The 18,634-nt window shown below is 67.6% G+C and carries 17 protein-coding genes; 11 read left to right on the top strand and 6 right to left on the bottom strand.

Annotation, left to right across the window (positions count from 1 at the left end):
* Positions 1-10 precede the first annotated feature (10 nt).
* The 3 genes from RIE31_04705 to RIE31_04695 all read right to left on the bottom strand — a co-directional run bounded on the left by RIE31_04705 (position 11) and on the right by RIE31_04695 (position 3,544).
* A complete protein-coding gene (locus RIE31_04705; GenBank protein MEQ8639895.1) occupies positions 11-904 on the bottom strand; it encodes a TIGR01459 family HAD-type hydrolase in 894 nt (297 codons plus the stop codon).
* A 91-nt stretch (positions 905-995) separates the two neighbouring features.
* Entirely contained in the window at positions 996-2,258 is a 1,263-nt protein-coding gene (locus tag RIE31_04700; GenBank protein ID MEQ8639894.1) for an EAL domain-containing protein, read from the bottom strand.
* Between the two features lie 188 nt (positions 2,259-2,446).
* Positions 2,447-3,544: a quinone-dependent dihydroorotate dehydrogenase gene (locus RIE31_04695; GenBank protein ID MEQ8639893.1), complete on the bottom strand. Its 1,098-nt coding sequence runs from the start codon at positions 3,542-3,544 to the stop codon at positions 2,447-2,449.
* A gap of 310 nt (positions 3,545-3,854) precedes the next feature.
* Between RIE31_04695 and RIE31_04690 the strand changes: the two genes are divergently transcribed.
* The 4 genes from RIE31_04690 to pdeM all read left to right on the top strand — a co-directional run bounded on the left by RIE31_04690 (position 3,855) and on the right by pdeM (position 9,065).
* The gene (locus RIE31_04690; GenBank protein MEQ8639892.1) at positions 3,855-5,300 is read left to right on the top strand and encodes a di-heme oxidoredictase family protein; all 1,446 of its coding nucleotides are present in this window, start codon (positions 3,855-3,857) and stop codon (positions 5,298-5,300) included.
* Between the two features lie 25 nt (positions 5,301-5,325).
* Positions 5,326-7,806, top strand: a complete 2,481-nt coding sequence (locus tag RIE31_04685; GenBank protein ID MEQ8639891.1) for a ligase-associated DNA damage response DEXH box helicase — start codon at positions 5,326-5,328, stop codon at positions 7,804-7,806.
* Between the two features lie 67 nt (positions 7,807-7,873).
* Positions 7,874-8,260 carry a nuclear transport factor 2 family protein gene (locus RIE31_04680; GenBank protein MEQ8639890.1) on the top strand — a complete coding sequence of 129 codons (387 nt, stop codon included), beginning with the start codon at positions 7,874-7,876 and terminating at the stop codon, positions 8,258-8,260.
* Entirely contained in the window at positions 8,253-9,065 is an 813-nt protein-coding gene (gene pdeM / locus RIE31_04675) for a ligase-associated DNA damage response endonuclease PdeM (protein MEQ8639889.1), read from the top strand. The genes RIE31_04680 and pdeM overlap by 8 nt, the downstream gene beginning before the upstream one ends.
* Here the strand turns inward: pdeM and RIE31_04670 are convergent.
* Together RIE31_04670 and RIE31_04665 are read right to left on the bottom strand one after the other, a co-directional pair.
* Complete coding sequence (locus RIE31_04670; protein MEQ8639888.1) at positions 9,034-10,113, bottom strand: COX15/CtaA family protein; 1,080 nt, start codon at positions 10,111-10,113, stop codon at positions 9,034-9,036. The two genes, pdeM and RIE31_04670, sit on opposite strands and share 32 nt — an antisense overlap.
* A gap of 48 nt (positions 10,114-10,161) precedes the next feature.
* A complete protein-coding gene (locus RIE31_04665; protein MEQ8639887.1) occupies positions 10,162-10,425 on the bottom strand; it encodes a Usg family protein in 264 nt (87 codons plus the stop codon).
* A gap of 261 nt (positions 10,426-10,686) precedes the next feature.
* Between RIE31_04665 and RIE31_04660 the strand changes: the two genes are divergently transcribed.
* Complete coding sequence (locus tag RIE31_04660; protein MEQ8639886.1) at positions 10,687-11,163, top strand: hypothetical protein; 477 nt, start codon at positions 10,687-10,689, stop codon at positions 11,161-11,163.
* A gap of 2 nt (positions 11,164-11,165) precedes the next feature.
* Here the strand turns inward: RIE31_04660 and RIE31_04655 are convergent, their stop codons facing one another.
* Complete coding sequence (locus RIE31_04655; GenBank protein ID MEQ8639885.1) at positions 11,166-14,021, bottom strand: ATP-dependent DNA helicase; 2,856 nt, start codon at positions 14,019-14,021, stop codon at positions 11,166-11,168.
* Between the two features lie 133 nt (positions 14,022-14,154).
* On the opposite strand from RIE31_04655, the gene RIE31_04650 reads away from it, so the two are divergent.
* The 6 genes from RIE31_04650 (at position 14,155) to purE (ending at position 18,633) form a co-directional block, all read left to right on the top strand.
* The gene (locus RIE31_04650; GenBank protein MEQ8639884.1) at positions 14,155-14,721 is read left to right on the top strand and encodes a sigma-70 family RNA polymerase sigma factor; all 567 of its coding nucleotides are present in this window, start codon (positions 14,155-14,157) and stop codon (positions 14,719-14,721) included.
* 130 nt (positions 14,722-14,851) lie between these two features.
* Complete coding sequence (locus tag RIE31_04645; GenBank protein ID MEQ8639883.1) at positions 14,852-15,250, top strand: hypothetical protein; 399 nt, start codon at positions 14,852-14,854, stop codon at positions 15,248-15,250.
* A gap of 33 nt (positions 15,251-15,283) precedes the next feature.
* On the top strand, positions 15,284-15,775 hold the full coding sequence (locus tag RIE31_04640; protein ID MEQ8639882.1) for a periplasmic heavy metal sensor: 492 nt from the start codon (positions 15,284-15,286) through the stop codon (positions 15,773-15,775).
* 151 nt (positions 15,776-15,926) lie between these two features.
* A complete protein-coding gene (locus RIE31_04635; protein ID MEQ8639881.1) occupies positions 15,927-17,585 on the top strand; it encodes a lysine--tRNA ligase in 1,659 nt (552 codons plus the stop codon).
* Complete coding sequence (crcB, locus tag RIE31_04630; GenBank protein ID MEQ8639880.1) at positions 17,579-17,968, top strand: fluoride efflux transporter CrcB; 390 nt, start codon at positions 17,579-17,581, stop codon at positions 17,966-17,968. Before RIE31_04635 ends, crcB begins: the two co-directional genes overlap by 7 nt.
* Before the next feature lie 113 nt (positions 17,969-18,081).
* Positions 18,082-18,633, top strand: a complete 552-nt coding sequence (gene purE, locus RIE31_04625) for a 5-(carboxyamino)imidazole ribonucleotide mutase (GenBank protein ID MEQ8639879.1) — start codon at positions 18,082-18,084, stop codon at positions 18,631-18,633.
* Position 18,634 lies beyond the last annotated feature (1 nt).

Raw genomic sequence — 18,634 nt, 5'->3', positions numbered from 1 at the left:
CCCGCCAGATTCAGCTGGCCTGCCAGATAAGATCGGCCATGACATAGTCGGGCCAGGCGCCGGCCGCACGGCACAGCCGGTCCAACTGGCCGGCCTGTGGCACCTCGCCCGGCGCCAGCCCAAGCGCCCGTGCCGGCAGGCCGCTGCTGATAAGAACAGAGGCCAGCCGCGCGCCGTTGGCCCCGGCAATATCCGTCCCCAGCCCATCGCCAAGGGCGATGATCCGCCCCTCCGCCACCGGTCGGACAAGGGACCGGCAGCGCTGATAGATCGCCGCCGTCGGCTTGCCGTGGTAGCGCACGGCACCGCCCAGCGCCGCATAGCGGGCGGCAAGCGCGCCGTTACACAGCATGTGCCGGCCACCGACCGTCACCTCAATATCGGGATTGGCGCACAGCAGGGGAATACCGGCCGCCACACCGGCCTGCAGGACTTCCGCGTGGGCTTCCACTGTATCCAGCGGCTCCAGCAACCCGATGCCCATGAGAAAATCGGCCGCCGCCGGATCGTCGGTCAGTGTGATGGCGAGGCCATCGGCCATCGCCAGATCGCGCTCGGGCCCAAGGAAATAGGCCCGGTTGCCGAGGCCGGCATAGAAATCGTCCGGACGTTCCCTGAGGCTGAGCCACAAATCCTCGCCCGACGTCACCACATGGTCATAGGCCGTTCGCGCCAGCCCCATGCGGGCCAGTTGGGCTTCGACGGTGGCGGCGCGGCGTGGCGCGTTGGACAGAAGGATAACCTGCTTACCCGCTCTCTTCAGCCCATGCAGTACCGCGCTGGAGTGAGGAAGCAGGCTGACGCCGTCGTGAATCGTGCCCCACAGATCAAGCAGGAACAGGTCAAACGACTCCGTCAGGTCGGCGACGCCGGCAAGCGGAACGATGGCTCTGGACTGAGGCATGGTGGCGGGCGGGTCGCGGCGGTCGGGCCGCCCTTGTGCCACACCACAGGATGAACCGGTAGCCGCCCCGTTGTAGCCCTTCGGCGATGGTTCAGCCGTTGCGGCTCAGGCGCGGCTCGCCGAACAGAAAACCCTGACCATAGTCAATATTGAGATCGAGCAGCTCCACCAGGTCGCTCTCTTCTTCGATATGATCAACGATCAGATCGACGCCAAACCCGTCAAGCGCACGCTTGAACAGCCGGAAACCCTGACCCGGTCCGTCCTCCGCCATGGCCGACAGCACATGCTCGGCCGGCAGTTTGACAAAGCGCACGTTGTTGTCGCGCAGCAGCCGGAAATCCAGATCAAGTCCATCCACATGATCCATTGAAAAGCGGAAACCCCAGCCAGCCAGTTGGCGCAGGGCGGCCACCATTTCCGCCGTCGCCGACCCCAGGTCCTTCTGGCTGAACTCGAACAACAGGCTGGCCGCCAGCTCGGCGTTCTGTCCCATGAACGCGATAAAATCGCGCAGGAACTGGGTGTCGGCCAGAGTGGAGGACGAGATGTTGCAGAAGAACTGATAGTCGTAATTCTCCTGCTTGGCTTTGCGCACCAGTTGGACACAGCGAAACAGCAGCATGTTGTCGATGGCGGTGACCAGACCTTCGCGCTCGGCCAGGGCCAGATACTGCTCAGGCACCACCATCTCGCTGTCGCTGATGCGAATGCGGGAATAGCACTCATAGGCCCGTCGCTTGCGCTGCGGCAGGCTGACGATGGGCTGCAGGAACAAATCCACCTGGTTGGTCCGCAGACCCTCGCGCACCGCATCCAGAATCGCCGCGTCGTCCAGATTCTGCGCCACAAGCGGCATGGACAGACGGCTGGTCACGGCGGCAGCCGGCGCCTGACCGTCAGTGCCGGTCGCGGCCAGAGCTTCCGCGCCAATGCCGAATCCACGCCGCCGGCCGTGGTCGTTCGCCGCCTGATGCTCCGACAACTGGTCCACAAGGGACTGCAACACCCGTACCTCGGCTGTCATTTCATCCAGCCGCTGACGGGCCGTTGCGCCATGGCCGGCGCCTTCCAGGGCCTTGTGAATACGACCCGCTTCGCCACGCGCCTCGGCCAGCTCCTGACGGATTGCCGCCTGCCCGTCACCCAGACCGCGGACCTGTCCGGCAAGGGTACGCGTAATCACGAAGCCGGCGACCAGGCCATGGCCGATGACCGATGCAGTCAGGACCAGCGCCGCCACGACGACGCCGCCAAGGGCCGACAGGCCCGGCACTACGCTCGGCAGGATGAAGGCCAGCAGAACCGACAGCCCGGCATAGCTCAGCGCAATGACAAAGTGGATCAGCGGCACATCTTACTCGCGGGCAGTTACGGCCGTCCGCCGGCCGTCGCCCGGCCGGCTTGCGAACCCGCTCACAATCGCCGCCAGAGCTTGCAATATGGTTAACGAATCTTGCCGGTGGCGGTCCTCACCACCGGCGCCGACGCCATCTTAACGCCGGCCGCGCTGCGACGGACAGGGTCGGGCGGGTGGAGTCTTCAGGGATCGCGATGGTCGGCGCCGATGGCCTGGCTTACATGGCTGAATCCATCCGCGGCCAGCCGTGCCGACAGATCAAGGATGATCTGCCGGACCAGCCCCGGCCCGTCAAACACCAGAGCCGAATAGAGCTGCACCAGGCTGGCGCCGGCCCTGATCTTGGCATAGGCGTCGGCGCCTGATGCGATGCCGCCGGTCCCGATCAGCGGTAAGCGGCCTTCGGTCAGATCATAGAAGTCGGCCAGCACGGCGGTGGACAGGTCGAACAGCGGCCGTCCGCTGAGCCCTCCGGCCTCTTGTGCCAAGGCGCTTGCCACACCGGCCGGCCGGCTAATCGTCGTGTTGGTGACAATCAGTCCCATGACCGGCGATGTCATGACCAGCCGGGCGATGGCGCGACGTGACTCGGGGCTGAGATCCGGCGCCACCTTGACCAGCAGGGCCGGCGGTGGTCGTCCCGTCTCCGCCCGCATGCCATTCAGTTCACGGCGCACCGCGTCGAGGATGCGGGCCAGTTCGTCCGCCGCCTGCAGGTCACGCAACCCCGGCGTATTGGGCGACGACACGTTGATTACCAGATAGTCGGCCAACGGACCCAGCGCCCGCGCGCCCGCCGCATAGTCGGTTGCCGCGTCGGGACTGTCCTTGTTCTTGCCGAGATTGACTCCCAGCGGCCCGCCTGACCGGCCGGCTTCTGCCCGGCGCGTACGCCAGGCCTGCAACCGGCGGCGCACCACCGCACGGCCGGCGCTGTTGAATCCCATGCGATTGATAACCGCGCGCTCATGGCGCAGGCGGAACAGCCGGGGCCGGGGGTTACCCGGTTGCGGCAAGGGCGTGACGCTGCCGATCTCGACGAAGCCGAACCCCAGGCGAAGGGCGCCGGCCATGGCCCGGCCGTCCTTGTCGAAGCCGGCGGCGAGGCCGACCGGGTTGGCAAAGTCCAGGCCCCACAGGCTCTGCCGCAGGCGCGGGTCGGCGATGGGCCCGCCGCCCGGCAGGCGGCCGGCCAGCCCCAGCGCCCACAGACCAACGCCATGGCCGGTCTCTGGTGGCAGCAGGCGAAGGGCGCGGGCGATACAGGCGGACAGGGTCATGGGAAGGCCGGGGTGCGGGTCAGCCGGGGTCCGGGCCAGCCGGAGTGTGTATCAGCCATACACCGGCCCTACCCGGGTTGAACAGGCCGGCAATCAGTTATGAGCTGCGGGCCGGCGCCGGCCTTCACCAAACCGTGTCATGGGTCCTGTCATTGGCCGTGTGGTGGGCCGGGTGATGGCCTGGGTCGTTTTTTGGCGTTGCGCCACTCCGACCACGCGACCACAGGCGCTAGACTTGCACCATGCTCACCGCCGCCAACGCACTGCCGCACCGTTCCGGACCACGGCAGCCCGCATGTCGGGCCGGCGCATGACCTCTCGCGCCATGGCACGTACGGTGTGGCTGGCCCTGGTGGTTGCCGGTCCGGTCATCGTCAGTGCCATGGTAATCGGCGGACCAGACGGCCAAGGCCAGGCCGGTGATGCGCGGATGATCAAGACCGCCGCCACGGTCGAGGTGGATGGCCCGCTTGCCTTCAGCCTGCCGGACCCCGCCCTGACCTGGCCGGCATTGGCCGATGTGTTTGCCGGCAACCGACTGTTCACCGCCCTGTGGACAGCGCCACCCAACCCCGTGCTGCCGGACCTGGACGGCCTCGGCCCCCTGTTCAACGCTGATTCCTGTGCCGCCTGCCATGTGCGCAACGGTCGTGGCACACCGCCTGACGAAAGCGGACCCATCCTGGCGCAACCGGACGACCGATTCACGCCCGACACAGCAGCCGGCTACGGCATGCTGGCGCGATTGCCCACAGACGACATACGGGCCATTCCCTCCAGTGCCTACGGTTCGCAGATCCAGGACCGCGCCATTGCCGATCATCCCGGCCTGCTGCCGGAAGGCCGGGTGCACATCGTGTGGAGGGAATCCACCGGCCGTTTTGCCGATGGAACGCCGTTCCGTCTGCGCCATCCGTTGGTACGCGTCGAAACGCCAGCCCCTCCTCCTCTGCCGTCGGGTGTGCCCCTCTCGCTGCGCGCCGCGCCAGCGGTCATCGGTGTCGGCTATCTCGATACCCTGCCGAGCGAAATTATCACCCGGCGGGCCGACCCCGATGACCGTGACGGCGACGGAATCTCCGGCCGTGCCGCCTGGCTTGAAGATGCCTCCGGCCGGCCACGGCTCGGCCGCTTCGGCTGGAAGGCGAGCGAGCCAGACCTGACCAGCCAGATCGCCGCTGCCCTGCTGGGCGACATGGGCCTTACCTCATCACGTCGGCCCGGCCCGGTGTGCACCGCCAGCCAGGCGGCCTGTCTGGCGGCATCGGACGGCGGCCGGCCGGAGGTCAGTGATCACCAGATCGCCTTGATCGGAACCTATCTGGCGGGCCTCGCCGTACCGGCCCGCCGCGATACGGATTCGCCGTTGGTCCGTTCCGGTGAATCCCTCTTCCACAGCATCGGCTGCGCCGCCTGCCATGTGCCCGATCCTGCCGCCGACCACCCGGCACGGCCGGCAGAGGGCGGGGCCCTGCCCTACACCGACCTGCTGCTGCACGACATGGGCGCGGGTCTCGATGACGGCGTGGCGGAAGGGGCGGCACGCTCAGGCGAATGGCGAACCCCGCCCCTGTGGGGCGTCGGCCGCCAGTTTGATGTTAATATGCATACCAATTATTTGCATGATGGACGCGCCAGAAACCTGACCGAAGCCATTATCTGGCACGACGGCGAAGGCGGCACGGCGCGTCGCGCTTTCATGGCCCTGCCGGCGGCCGACCGCGCCGCCCTGCTGGCTTTCCTGGCTAGCCTGTAGTGAATAATCCCCGGCACCAGGCGCCGTGACGGCGGCAGCGCCGGCCTTGCCCGAACCCTTCGCCGGCTGGTTCGCCAGTCGCGGCTGGCGGCCTCATGCCCATCAGCTGGCCATGCTGGAGGCAGCCCGCCTTGGCCAGTCCGTTCTGCTGGTGGCGCCCACCGGCGGCGGCAAGACCCTGGCCGGCTTCCTGCCCAGCCTGCTGGATCTGGCCGGCCAGGCGCAGCGTCGTCGCCTGCATACGCTCTATGTCTCGCCGCTTAAGGCGCTGGCGGTGGATATCCAGCGCAATCTGGAGGCTCCCGTGGCCGAGATGGGGCTTGCCGTGCGGGCGGAGACACGCACTGGCGATACCCCGCAGGCACGCCGTCAGCGGCAGTTGCGCCAGCCTCCCGATATCCTGCTGACCACGCCTGAGTCTCTCGCCCTGCTGCTGTCGCAAGAGGATGCACCTGACTGGTTCGCTGACCTCTCCACCGTGGTGATTGATGAGGTTCATGCGCTTGCCGGCAGCAAACGGGGCGATCTGCTGGCCTTAGGCCTGGCCCGTCTGCGCGCCCTGGCGCCGGCCCACCGCATCACCGGCCTGTCGGCGACCATCGACGACCCGGACGCCATGGCCGGCTGGCTGGCCGGCCGGCGACCGGTTCGCACGATCCTGGCGCCGGACGGCCCGCCGCCCGAGATACGCATCATGGCGGGTGATGGCGACATGCCGTGGTCCGGCCACATGGCGCTGCATGCTGTGCCCCGTATCTATGACGCTATTCGCCAGGCCGGCACGACCCTGGTTTTCGTCAACACCCGGGCCCAGGCGGAACTCATCTTCCGCGCCCTGTGGCATGCTAATGACGATGGCCTGGCCATCGCCCTGCATCACGGCAGCCTGGCGGTGGATCAGCGCCGCCGGGTGGAGGCGGCCATGGCCGCCGGCAGATTGCGCGCCGTGGTCGCCACCTCTTCCCTTGACCTCGGCATTGACTGGGGGGCGGTGGACCTGGTGATCCAGACCGGCGCGCCGAAAGGGGCGGCCCGTCTGGTGCAAAGAACCGGCCGCGCCAACCACCGCCTCGACCGCCCGAGCCGTGCCCTGCTGGTGCCCGCCAACCGCTTCGAGGTGCTGGAATGCCAGGCTGCGATCGAGGCGGTGGCGGCCCATGACCTGGACGATCCGCCACGCCATGCCGGTGGTCTCGACGTGCTGGCCCAACACCTGCTGGGCATGGCCTGCTGCCGACCCTTCACCGCCGATGCCATGTTCGACGAAGTCCGCGATGCCACACCTTATGCGGACCTGACGCGCACCGACTTCGACGCCGTGCTGGCCTATGTGGCCACCGGCGGCTATGCGCTGGGCGGCTATGACCGGTTCCGCCGCCTGCGCCGCAACGACAAAGGCGCCTGGCAGGTGGCCGACCGCACCCATCTGCGCCGCTACCGCATGAACATCGGCACCATTGTCGAATCGACCATGCTCAAGGTGCGTCTGGGGCGCGGCCGCGTCCTTGGTGAAATTGAGGAATACTTCGTCCTGGGTCTGACGCCCGGTGACACCTTCCTCTTCGCCGGCCAGCTCCTGCAATTCGTGCGCATCCATGAAATGGCGGTGGAGACCAGGCGGCCCACCGGCCCCGACATAAGTCGCGAACCACAGGTCCCGACCTATCAGGGCGGCCGTCTGCCGCTCACCACTCAACTGGCTGACCGGGTGCGCGCTCTTCTGGCGGATAAGAATCACTGGCCGGCCCTGCCGCCACCGGTGCAGGAGTGGCTGCGCATCCAGGCCCGGCGCTCGCGCCTGCCGGACCGCCGCGGCCTGCTGATTGAAACCTTCCCGCGCGGCGGCAAACACTATCTGGTGGCCTATTGCTTCGAAGGCCGCAATGCCCACCAGACCCTCGGCATGTTGCTGACCCGCCGCATGGACCGGGCCGGCCTCGGGCCGCTCGGCTTCGTCGCCACGGACTATGTCATCGCCATCTGGAGCCTCAGTCCGCTCACCACTCTGGCCGAAGCGTCCGCCCTCTTCGATCAGGACATGCTGGGCGATGATCTGGAAGCCTGGATGGCGGAATCCTCTCTTCTGCGCCGCACGTTCCGCAACGTCGCCGTCATTGCCGGGCTCATCGAACGGCGCCATCCCGGCCAGGAGAAAACCCGCCGCCAGGTCACCTTCAATGCCGACCTCATCTATGACGTGCTGCGGCGTTACGAGCCGGACCACATTCTGCTGCGGGCAACCCGGGCGGATGCGGCAACCGGCCTCACCGACGTTTCGCGACTTGCCGCTATGCTGAAGCGGATTGCGGGCCGCATCCGCCTGCAGGCGCTGGATCGGATATCACCACTGGCGGTGCCGATCCTGCTAGAGGTCGGGCGGGAAAGCGTCAGCGGCGACGCCCTCGACGAACTGATGGACCAGCGCGAGACGGAACTGGTGGCCGAAGCCCTGGATACGGACAAGGACAGGACGCCCAGGACTCAATCGACGGCGACGTTGTCGTAGGCCACACTCGGGACAAACGACGGGCGCGGCAAAGTGCGGGCGCGCGACAAACTACGGAGGGGAAATCATGGCTATGAATGCGGAAAGCCTGACCACGTGGATGGAAAGCTATCGTCAGGCGTGGGAGGGGCAGGATCCGGCCGCTGCGGAGAAGCTGTTCGCCAGCGATTATGCCTACAAGGAGACTCCCTTCACCCTGCCGATCCGCGGGCCCGGGGTCATGCGCCGCTACTGGGAGGAATATGCCGTCCAGGGCCAGCGCGACATTCACTTTGGCTACGCCATCCTGGCGGTTCCCTATGACCAGGGCATTGTCCACTGGCGCACGGAACTGACCCTGGAGCCGTCCGGCAACGTGGTCCATCTCGATGGCATCGCCATCATCAAGCTCGACGACGACGGCAGGTGCGTGGAGTTCGAGCAGTGGTGGCACCGCATGGGCGGCAATGGATAGAGCCGTCACGCCCCGGATTCCCCTGACGGAACCGGCGCACGGCGCGATTGCGTTCTGCGGCGCGCAGTTGATGCTGCTGCCCGACGGGGCCGTCTGGTGGCCGGAACAGTCTTGCCTGATCGTCGCCGACCTGCATTTCGAAAAAGGCTCCGCCTTCGCCGCCCAAGGCGCGCTGCTGCCGCCGTGGGATACCCGGGCTACGCTCGACCGTCTGGCGGCGCTGATCACGCTGTTGCGGCCGCGCTCGGTGATTTGCCTCGGTGATTCGTTTCACGATGACGGTGCCGTCGCCCGCCTGCCGGCGACAGACCGCGCCGTGCTGACGGGACTGGCCGGCCAGACCGACTGGGTGTGGGTCGCCGGCAACCATGATCCGGCGCCGGCCGGGCTGGATCGCATGGGCGGCCGCCTGAGTGAAGAGGTCCGCCTCGGGCCGCTGACTCTGCGCCATGAGCCGCGACCCGGCGAAGTGCGGCCGCCGGCCGGAACCATATGGGGCCATTTCCATCCCAAGGGCTCGATCGCCCTGGCCCATCGCCGTCTGACGGGACGGTGCTTCGTCTTCGCCGAGGGGCTGATGATCCTGCCGGCCTTCGGCGCCTTTACGGGCGGACTGGATGTGCGGGATCCGGCGCTGGAGCGATACTTTCCACAGGGCTACCAGGCACGGCTGGCGGCCCGGGACCGCCTTCTGCCGGTTGGCCGCGATGATTTTCTGGTGCCGCGTCAGGTCGCCTTTGCCAGACGCCAGACCAGTGCCGGCCGCGGCGGCCTCAAGCGGCGGCCTGACCCCGACCCAGCGTAAAGCGCGCCCACAGCACCGCTGACAATAAGAGCAGGGCGCCCGCCTGGTGGGTAGCGGCGGCTGGCAGCGCCACCTGGGTCAGCAGTGTCGCCACCCCAAGGCCGACCTGCACCGCCGCCATCAGCCCACTCATGGCGTAGGCAATCTGGCTGCGTGACGACAGGCGAAAGCGTCGCGCATGCCACCACAGGCCAAGCACCGCCGCCAGTGTGGCAAGGCCCAGCCAGCGATGATTGAACTGTGCCGCGGCCGGGCTCTCAAACGGGCTCCGCCAGCCGGCGCCGCTCACATAGTCCGGCGGCAGCCATGTCCCGTTCATGGTCGGGAAGGTGTTGTAAATCATCCCGGCATCGAGACCGGCGACAAAACCGCCGGCAAGAATGGTCACGCCAATCAGCCCGACGCTTACCCCGCTAAAGCGCGCCAGGCGGCGCAGGCCCGCGCCGTGGCTGGTCCGGCTGGCCAGACACTGAAATGCCGTCCACAGCACCACGGCATACAGCAGGACCGCCAGTCCCAGATGAGCGGTCAGGCGATAGGGACTGACCCACGGCACGTCCTCCAGGCCGCTGGCGACCATCCACCAGCCCAGCACACCCTGCAGCCCGCCCAGAACGAACAGCATCACCAGACGCGGCGTCAGCCAGCCGGGGATCTGACGACGCACCAGAAACCAGGCGAACGGCACGGCGAAGGCAAAACCGATCAGCCGCCCCCACAGACGATGCACGTACTCCCACCAGAAGATGGTGCGGAACTCCGCCAGGGACATGCCGCTGTTGACCAGACGGTACTGCGGCGACTGGCGATAGGCTTCGAACAAGGCGTTCCAGTCCGCGCCGTTCAGCGGCGGGATGATGCCGCCGATTGGCTGCCATGTGGTGATGGACAGTCCGGACTCCGTGAGGCGGGTGACCCCGCCGATGACCACCATGGCCAGAATCATTACAGCCACCAGCAGCAACCACCAGCCGATGGCCGTCAGCCGGTGGTCGGTTCGGGCCGGGTTCGCAGGGGCCGGGCGCCAAGTTGCAGTGGGTGTCGTCATAGTGCGCTCCCGGTGGTTGACGGCCGGGGCGCCTGGGGCGACAGCGCGTCAGTGCAGCCGGAGCTCACACCCGGCATAGGTCAGTTCGGCCGGTTTGATAATCCGGCCGTTGGCCACATAGACCGAATGCAGCTTGCCATCCAGGTTATGACTCCAGAAGTCGAGAAATCGCCGCAGCACGGGAAAGTGCGGCGAGAGGTCCAGCTTCTGCCAGATATAGCTTTGCAGCAGCTCCGGATAATCCGGCAGATGGTAAACGATTTCCGCTGTGGTCAGCCGGTAGTCACGTAGCTGAAGAGCCAGATCACTCATCACACCCTCCGTGCAGGAACCCGTTCCATTGCAGCCATCGCGGCCTTTGCGTCGCGTTGCGGTCCGGGCCGACCGGGCGGCCCGATGCTCGCCTGAGTCAGCCACGCGCCCGCAACCCGGACATCTCCATTGCACGCGCCACACGTTAACCAATCCTGAAATCGCCAGTTGCGGCACGATTCCAATATTCACTACTACAAATTATTGTTATACAAACATATTCACTGTGCAATACGGAAAGCATTGCCGTGACGATACAGAATGTCTGATGTGCCGGAGTCCCGCGCCGGACAGCCCCCGCCGGCCGACCTTGGCCGCCTGTTGTGGCAGGCCGCCAACCACTGGCAGCGCGCCACGCGCCGCGGCCTGGCGCCGCTCGGCCTGACCCAGACCCAGGCGCTGCTGCTGACCGCCGCCCTCGACCTGCCGGCGGGGTTTTCCCAGATCGCCCTCGCCCGCGCCAGCGGCGTTGACGTGACGGTCGTTTCGCCGGCCACCCGCGGCCTGGTCACTGCCGGCTATCTGCAGCGCGGCCGCGGACCCGACGAGCGGACCCGTGCCGTCCAACTGACGGCGCGTGGCCGGTCCGCAGCCCGCGCGGCGCGGCAGGTCCTGCACCACACCGACGCAACATTCTTTGCCCGATTCACCGATGACCATCAGGCGCTGCGTATGGTCCTGTCCACCCTGTCTGGGCGGCCGGTCAGGGTTCGCGCCGCCGCCGGGCGCCCCGCCTGAGGTCAGACGCCGGCCAGAAAGCGCCGCGTCGCCGCCACCACCTCCTGCAATGGCAGGCGTTCGATGGGCACCCCTTCGGGAAAGGCCCCCAGCAGCCGCGTCGGCATTCGACTGTCCAGCAATACGAAAACCCCCATATCGTCGGCCCGCCGCACCAACCGCCCGAAGGCCTGCTTCAACCGCAACCGGACGATGCGGTCGTCATAGCCGGGCCCGAAGGCTTTGCGCCGCGCCTTGTGCAGCAGCGTCGGCCGTGGCCACGGTACGCGGTCGAAGACGATCAGGCGCAAACTGTCGCCGGGCACGTCCACCCCGTCCCGCAAGGCGTCGGTGCCAAGCAGACAGGCGTCAGGCTCGGCCCGGAAGATGTCCACCAGCGTGGTCGTATCCAGCCCGTCCAGGTGTTGCGCATGCAGGGGCAGACCGGCCGCCTCCAGCGGCGCGGCGATTGTATCGTGCACCGCCCGCAATCTGGAAATGGCGGTAAACAGCCCAAGCGCGCCGCCAGCCGACGCCTCGAACAGGGCGCGATATGCGCCGGCCACCGCCGCCGGCGTGTCGCGCGCCACGTCGGTGGCGACAAACACGCGCGCCTGGCGGGAATAGTCAAACGGCGAGGCCACCGACACCCTGAGCGCCGGCGCCGGCATGTGGCTGGCGCCCGTACGTGCTTCTGCCGCCTGCCAGTCGGCTTCCACGTCGTCCCCGCCATCCGTCAGGGTGGCCGAGGTGACGACGATGCCATGGGCGTGTCCCGCCAGCGTCTCGGCCAGCGGCTCGGTCGGATCGATCCAGTGCCGGTGAAATCCAACGTCAATATCCCGGCCATCGAACCGGTCGATGGCGAACCAGTCGCAATAGGCATCCGGCGGTTCACCGCCGAGCCCGCGCAGCATCGCCGTCCACGCCGCAAGCTGGCCGTCCGCCCGCCGCCGCAGCCCGAAGATGGCGGCCTCGATCCGTTGCCGGCCATCGCTGCCCAACTGGTCCGCCTCGCTTTCCAGCTTGTGCTCCAGCCGGGCCGCCAGTTGGCGCATGGGGGCCGCCAGCTCGCCCAGCGCCGCCGCCGCCCGCGCCGCCGCCGTCAGCAGCGGCTCGTCGGCCGGCGCCGGATCACATTCCAACCCATAGGGACTGTCGCGCTCACCGCTGCGCGCATAGACCAACCGTCGCGCCTCGCCAAGGAACGCTTCGATCGCGCCACTGGCTCTGGTCCCGGTAGCGCCATCGCGCAGGCGCCCGTGCCAGCCGGTGCCAGGCAGCGCCAGCGCCGCCCGCTGGCAGGCGTCCAGCGCCGCCGTGCCGGCTTCATCGCCGGCCAGCAGATCACCCAATCGCCGTGACAGACCACGCAACCGGCCACGCACAGCGCGTGACGCGGCATCACCCCCCGAAACCCAAAGACGCAACTCCGCCGCCTCCTGCCCGCTGAGCACGGCGGAGAAAACCGAATCCGCCGCATCGAACAGATGATGGCCCTCATCCAGTACATAGCGGGTCGGCAGCCGTGACTCGCCAGGCGCCGCCAGCGCCGCCTGGGTCAGGGCCAGCGCGTGGTTGGTCACCACCAGCCGGGCGTGGCGGGCGTCCTGCACGGACCGCTCAATGAAACAGGTCTGGTAGTGCGGGCAGGCGGAATGAATGCACTCGCCGCGGTGATCGGACAGGCCGCGTGTGCGGCGCGCGCCAGCCAGCCCCGGCAGCCACGACGGAAAATCGCCGCCGACCATGTCGCCATGGCGCGTCTGACCGGCCCAGCGCAGCATCAGCCCGACAGCGACCACATCGCCAGGGCCATTGGTGGCGCCACGCGCCGCGTCCTCCAGGTTCAGCAGACACAGATAATTCTCCCGTCCCTTGCGCAGGACGACCCGCGCCGCCTTCTCTGTGCGGTCAGGAAACAGGCGCTCCAGTTCGCTATCGATCTGATGCTGCAGATTGCGGGTAAAAGTGCTGATCCACACCGTGCCTTCGTTCTTTTCAGCCCACACACTTGCCGGCGCCACATAGCCGAGGGTCTTGCCAATGCCGGTTCCGGCCTCCGCCAGCACCATGTGCGGCGCCTCTGACCGTTCCGGCGCGGCGAAAGCCAGACTGACCGCCGAGGCATAGTCCGCCTGCTGCGGCCGGTCTTCGGCCCCGGGCCCCAACAGCAGCGCCAACCGCCCACGCGCCTCGGCTGGCGAGACTGCATGCTGTGACGGCGGCGGCGGCGGCGGCGGCGGCAAGTCCTGCCAACGCGGCAGGCGGCGCCAGACCGCAATCCCGTCGCTGCTTTCCGGTGGCCCGCGTTCCGCTGTCCCGGCCGACGCGGGCCTGCCGACGGGCCCCAGCGCGGCCAGCGCCGCTTCCGCCCAGGGCCAGCCGCCACGCGCCATCAGGGTCGCAATCGCCCGCGCCTCCGTATGCTGCGCCCGGTCCTTGTCGTGCACGGCTGAAAGATCCTGCAGCAACCGAAGTGTGCCGTCGCGCAGGGCGCTGGCATCGCCAGCCGCACCGCGCGCTGCCGGCAGCCGCAGCGCCCGGGCAAGCCCGCCGGGCGTCGGCACGCAGAATTGCGCTGGCCGGACAAAGGCGAACAGCTCCAGCACGTCGAAGGCGGCGAACGCCGGCGCCAGGCCCAGCCGGCGGGCGACGGCGCGGCGATGGCACAAGAGCGGCATGGCGCCGGCGGCGATGCGCGCTGCCGCCGCCTCGCCGGTCACGGTTTCCATTTCGCCGTCCTGCGATACCCACAGCGCGCCGGCCACGGTCGGCACCAGGATCGGACAGTGCGGCAGGGCAACCGCGTGTCCGGCCGGTGCCGCTACAGCCCCGCCGCTCGCCTGGCCGCCGCTGGCGGGTTCCGTGTCACTCATGCGGCCAGTATAGGAAGCCGCTGGCGGGCCGGCCATGGCGCCGGCCCGCAGACCGACTGAACGACGGGGATGTTGCTCGGACAACCGGCGTATAACAGTGGTGATGCGACCACGTTGCCATCTGCCCCCACCTGTGCCGGACGCCACCCCACGGCGCGGCACCGCCGATTTGCCGGATCTGGCGCTGCTCGTCGGCGGCGACAAACAGGCCTGGGACAGCTTTGTCGGCCGCACCGCCGGGCTGATCCATGCCGCGGTCTGGCGGGTGATCGCCGGCAAAGGCGGTCGCCTGGACGATGCTCTCGATATCGCCCAGTCGGTTTTCCTCCGCCTCTGCGCCAACCACTATCGTCTGCTGCGCACCTATGATCCCGGCCGTGCTGCGCTGACCACCTGGCTGCATGTGATCGCCACCACCAGCGCCATTGACTGGGTGCGGCGGCGGCGCCCGGCTGAGAATATCGACGACGTGGCGCCGGCGGCCTTCGCCGTGCCGCCGCCCGCTCATGAACGGCTGGTGATTCCGCCCGACCTGTTGACCGACAGGCAGAAGGAAGTCCTGGCGCTGCTTTACGACCATGATCTGGATGCGACGGAGGTCGCCGAACGTCTGGCCATAGAGCCGCAGACCGTCCGCAGCACCCATCACAAGGCCATTGTGCGGCTCAGAACCTGGTTTCAGCAGCGCGACGACACATAGCCCGGTCAGGGGGGCCGGTCAGAGGCCCGGTTAGGGGGCCCGCCAGGGAGCCGGTAGATAATTTAGCCAGGCCGGGGATGCTGCGCCGCTTGGTGGCGTATCACACCACAGGAAACGGAACAGCGCGGCCATGACCCGATCGGAACCTGATACCAGCACCACCCCTGAGCCGGCGCCATCGCCGGCTGGCCGGCTGGTTTGGTCGCGCCTGCGCGATGAAAGTGACGGTGCGCTCGCCAATGATCTGGCGGCGGGTCTCTCTGCCCTGCCGCCGCAACCGGCGGACGCGCCAACGCTTCTGATCCGCCGGGCGCGCGCCCTGGTCGACCCGTCCCGGCGAACCACCGGCGCCGGACGCCCTCTGTCCCACGGTCTGCGCCTGGCTATCGCCGCCAGCCTGCTGATGGCGGCGACGCTTGGCTTCGAAGCCGGCAGCCGGTCCGACACGGCCACCACCTGGTTCGCGGCCTATGAGGTCAGCGCCGCCGACGATCCTCTTCTTGCCGCCCTTCCCGGGCTCGACGAATAGCCCGCCATCCCCAGCCCCCCTCAGGAGCCCACCATGAACTGGAAAATCATCACCCCATGGATGCTGTTGGCCGCATCCATCGCCCTCAATGCCTTCTTCCTTGGCGGCTTTCTTCACGCTCGTGATGTCGCCGGGCGCTTCATGATGGGGGACGACCGGCGCATGGACCATATTAGCGAGAGTCTCGATCTCAGCCCCGAACAACGGCGCGGACTGGAAGGAGTCTTTAACCGGGAGCGGCGCGACAGAGATATGCTGCACGACGAAATGTCGGCCATCCGTCAGCAGTTTGAGACGCTGGCCGAATCCGAAACACCCTCAACCGAAGCCTTCAGTAATCTGCTGGCCGCGATGGAAAGTCCGCACCTCGCCATGTCGGCCGAGCGGCGCGAACGCCTGGTCGCCTTCTTCGACACCCTTAATCCCGAGCAACGGCGCGAGCTGCTGGAGCAGATCACCCGCGATCACGGACGCTTCGGTGGCCGGTCAGGGCGACGCGGCGGCCATGGCCCCTGGGGTAGTTAGTTAGGGCTGGGCACACCACCAGCCTTACCAGACGCACCGTGCCGGCCGATCACCGCCGGTATGGTGCGCAAATGGTTCATTGCCGACTGGAATTGGTCTAGGGTCCGCACACTTTTCGAATCAACGCGGACGCCTGCGACGCAGCATGACCATGAACAATCCCGCGTGGACCGCCCGTGCGTGGCCTTTCATTGAGGCCCGTCGCATCATGGACCGTTTCGGTGGCCAGGCCGGGTTCAGCCCGCCCGCCAAGGGCCACATCCTGCTGGAAACCGGCTATGGCCCGTCCGGCCTGCCGCATATCGGTACTTTCGCCGAAGTGCTGCGCACCTCGATGGTTCGCCGTGCCCTGGCCGAACTGACCGATACGCCGCTGCGCCTCATCAGTTTTTCTGACGACATGGATGGCATGCGCCGGGTGCCCGACAACGTGCCCAATGCGGCCATGATGGCCGAGCATCTGGGTAAGCCGCTCAGTGCCGTACCGGACCCCTTCGGCACCCATGAGAGTTTTGCCGCCCACAACAACGCTCGCCTGCGCGGCTTTCTCGACTCGTTCGGCTTCGCTTACGAGTTCGTCAGCGCGTCAGAGTGCTATCGTGCCGGCCGCTTCGATGACGCCCTGCGCGGTGTCCTGCGGCATTATGACGAGGTGATGGCTATCATGCTGCCATCCCTCGGTGCCGAGCGGCAAAAGACCTACAGCCCCTTCCTTCCTCTGTCGCCCGCAACCGGCCGTGTGCTGCAGGTGCCGATCATCGAACGCTACCCCGACCGCGACACCATCGTTTTTGAGGACGAGACTGGCCAGCGGGTCGAAACGCCTGTCACCGGTGGTCACTGCAAGCTGCAATGGAAAGTGGACTGGGCCATGCGCTGGGCGGCGCTGGGCGTTGATTATGAAATGAGCGGCAAGGATTTGATCGATTCCGTGCGCCTGTCATCACGCCTGTGCCAGGTGCTGGGCAGTCCACCGCCGGTGACCATGATCTATGAGCTCTTCCTCGACGAGAAAGGCGAGCGTATCTCAAAGTCCAAGGGCAATGGCCTGGCGGTAGAGGACTGGCTGCGCTATGCGCCGGAGGAAAGCCTCGCCACCTTCATGTTTCAGAAGCCAGCGACCGCCAAGAGATTGTACTTCGACGGCATTCCGCGGGCGGTGGACGACTATATGGCCTTCCGCCAGCGCGCTGCCGGTGAAGACGCGGCAGCGTTGCTGGAAAATCCCGCCTGGCACATTCACGCGGGCACCATTCCTCAGGAGCCGGCGGGCCCGGGTTTCGGCCTGCTGCTCAATCTGGCCAGCGTCTGCCACAGCGAGGACAAGGCGGTTCTGTGGGGCTTCATCAACCGCCACGCGCCGGACCTGTCCGCCACAACCTCGCCCTTCCTTGACCGGCTGGTTGGCCATGCCATCGCCTACTACCGCGACTTCATCCTGCCCGCCAAGCACTACGCCACGCCCGACCCGATGCAACGCGCCGCCCTGGAAGAGCTGGCACACGCCCTGGACACTCTACCGGCCGATGCTGACGCCGAGGCGATCCAGACCGAAGTCTATGAGATCGGCAAGCGTCACCCCTTCGCCAGCCTGCGTGACTGGTTCCGCACCCTCTACACGGTCCTGCTGGGGCAGGAGCAAGGGCCACGGTTCGGTTCCTTCGTCGCCCTCTATGGCCGCGATGAAACACGCCAATTGATCGCCGAGGCACTGGCCCGCGCGCCTGAAACGTCGGCCGGCCCGGCCGGCCCGGCCGGCCCGGCCGGTAGAGACGCCCCGGTCACCGCCTCGCGCACCACCGGATGCTGAAATTTACCCTCATCATCGGTCTCGGCAGCGGCCTCGGCGGGATGGCCCGCTACTGGGTCTCCACCGCCCTGGCCCGTTGGCTCGGCGAATGGCTGCCGTGGGGCACCATCGCCGTCAATGTCAGTGGCTCCTTCCTGATTGGCCTCATCGCCGCGCTGGAAAGCGCCGATGGCCGGTCCCTGCTCTCTCCGGGCATCCGCCTGTTCTTCCTGATCGGACTGCTCGGCGGCTTCACCACCTTCTCCGCCTTCAGCCTGCAGACCCTGACCCTGCTGCAGCATGAGCAATACGGTCGTGCCCTGGCCAATGCCACCGGCTCCGTGCTGCTCTGCGTTTTTGCCGCATGGGCCGGCCATGTGGCAGGCGGCGCCTTCAACCGCTGACGGCGGCCACCGCCGGAACCCGCCTGCTACCGCCCATGGCCGTCGCGCGCTGACCGCCGCTATACTCCCGGCCCGCCGTCCTGTGACGGCCCTCACAGCCAAGGCCCGCAACCATGGCGGTATCCAGACCCAAACCTCACGCCACAGCGACCCGGTCACGCCAGCGCCGGACAGCGCCGCCGGTGGCCATCGTCATGGGCAGCCGCTCCGACTGGCCGACCATGCAGGAAGCGGCCGACATCCTGTCGCAACTGCGTGTCAGTCATGCCTGCCGGGTTATCTCGGCCCATCGTACGCCGCGCCGCATGGCCGAATTTGCCGAAGGCGCGGCCGATGAAGGTTTTCGGGTCATCATTGCCGGCGCCGGCGGGGCGGCCCACCTGCCCGGCATGATCGCCTCCATGACCAGCCTGCCGGTGCTCGGCGTACCGGTGGAAAGCCGTGCCCTCAAGGGCCTCGATAGCCTTCTGTCCATCGCCCAGATGCCCGCCGGAATCCCCGTCGGCACGCTGGCCATCGGACCGGCCGGCGCGCGCAATGCCGGGCTCCTGGCGGTAGCCATCCTGGCGCTGGGCGATGAGCGGCTGGCCGCCAGGCTGGCTCGCTGGCGGACCGCCCAGACGCGGGCGGTACCGAAGTCACCCCAGACCCGTAAGCGCGGCTGAC

This window comes from Alphaproteobacteria bacterium (genome assembly GCA_040218575.1).
In the GTDB taxonomy this organism is placed as follows: domain Bacteria; phylum Pseudomonadota; class Alphaproteobacteria; order JAVJRE01; family JAVJRE01; genus JAVJRE01.
The sequence above is the reverse complement of the archived record's forward strand: the minus strand, read 5'-3'. Positions and strand labels throughout refer to the sequence as shown.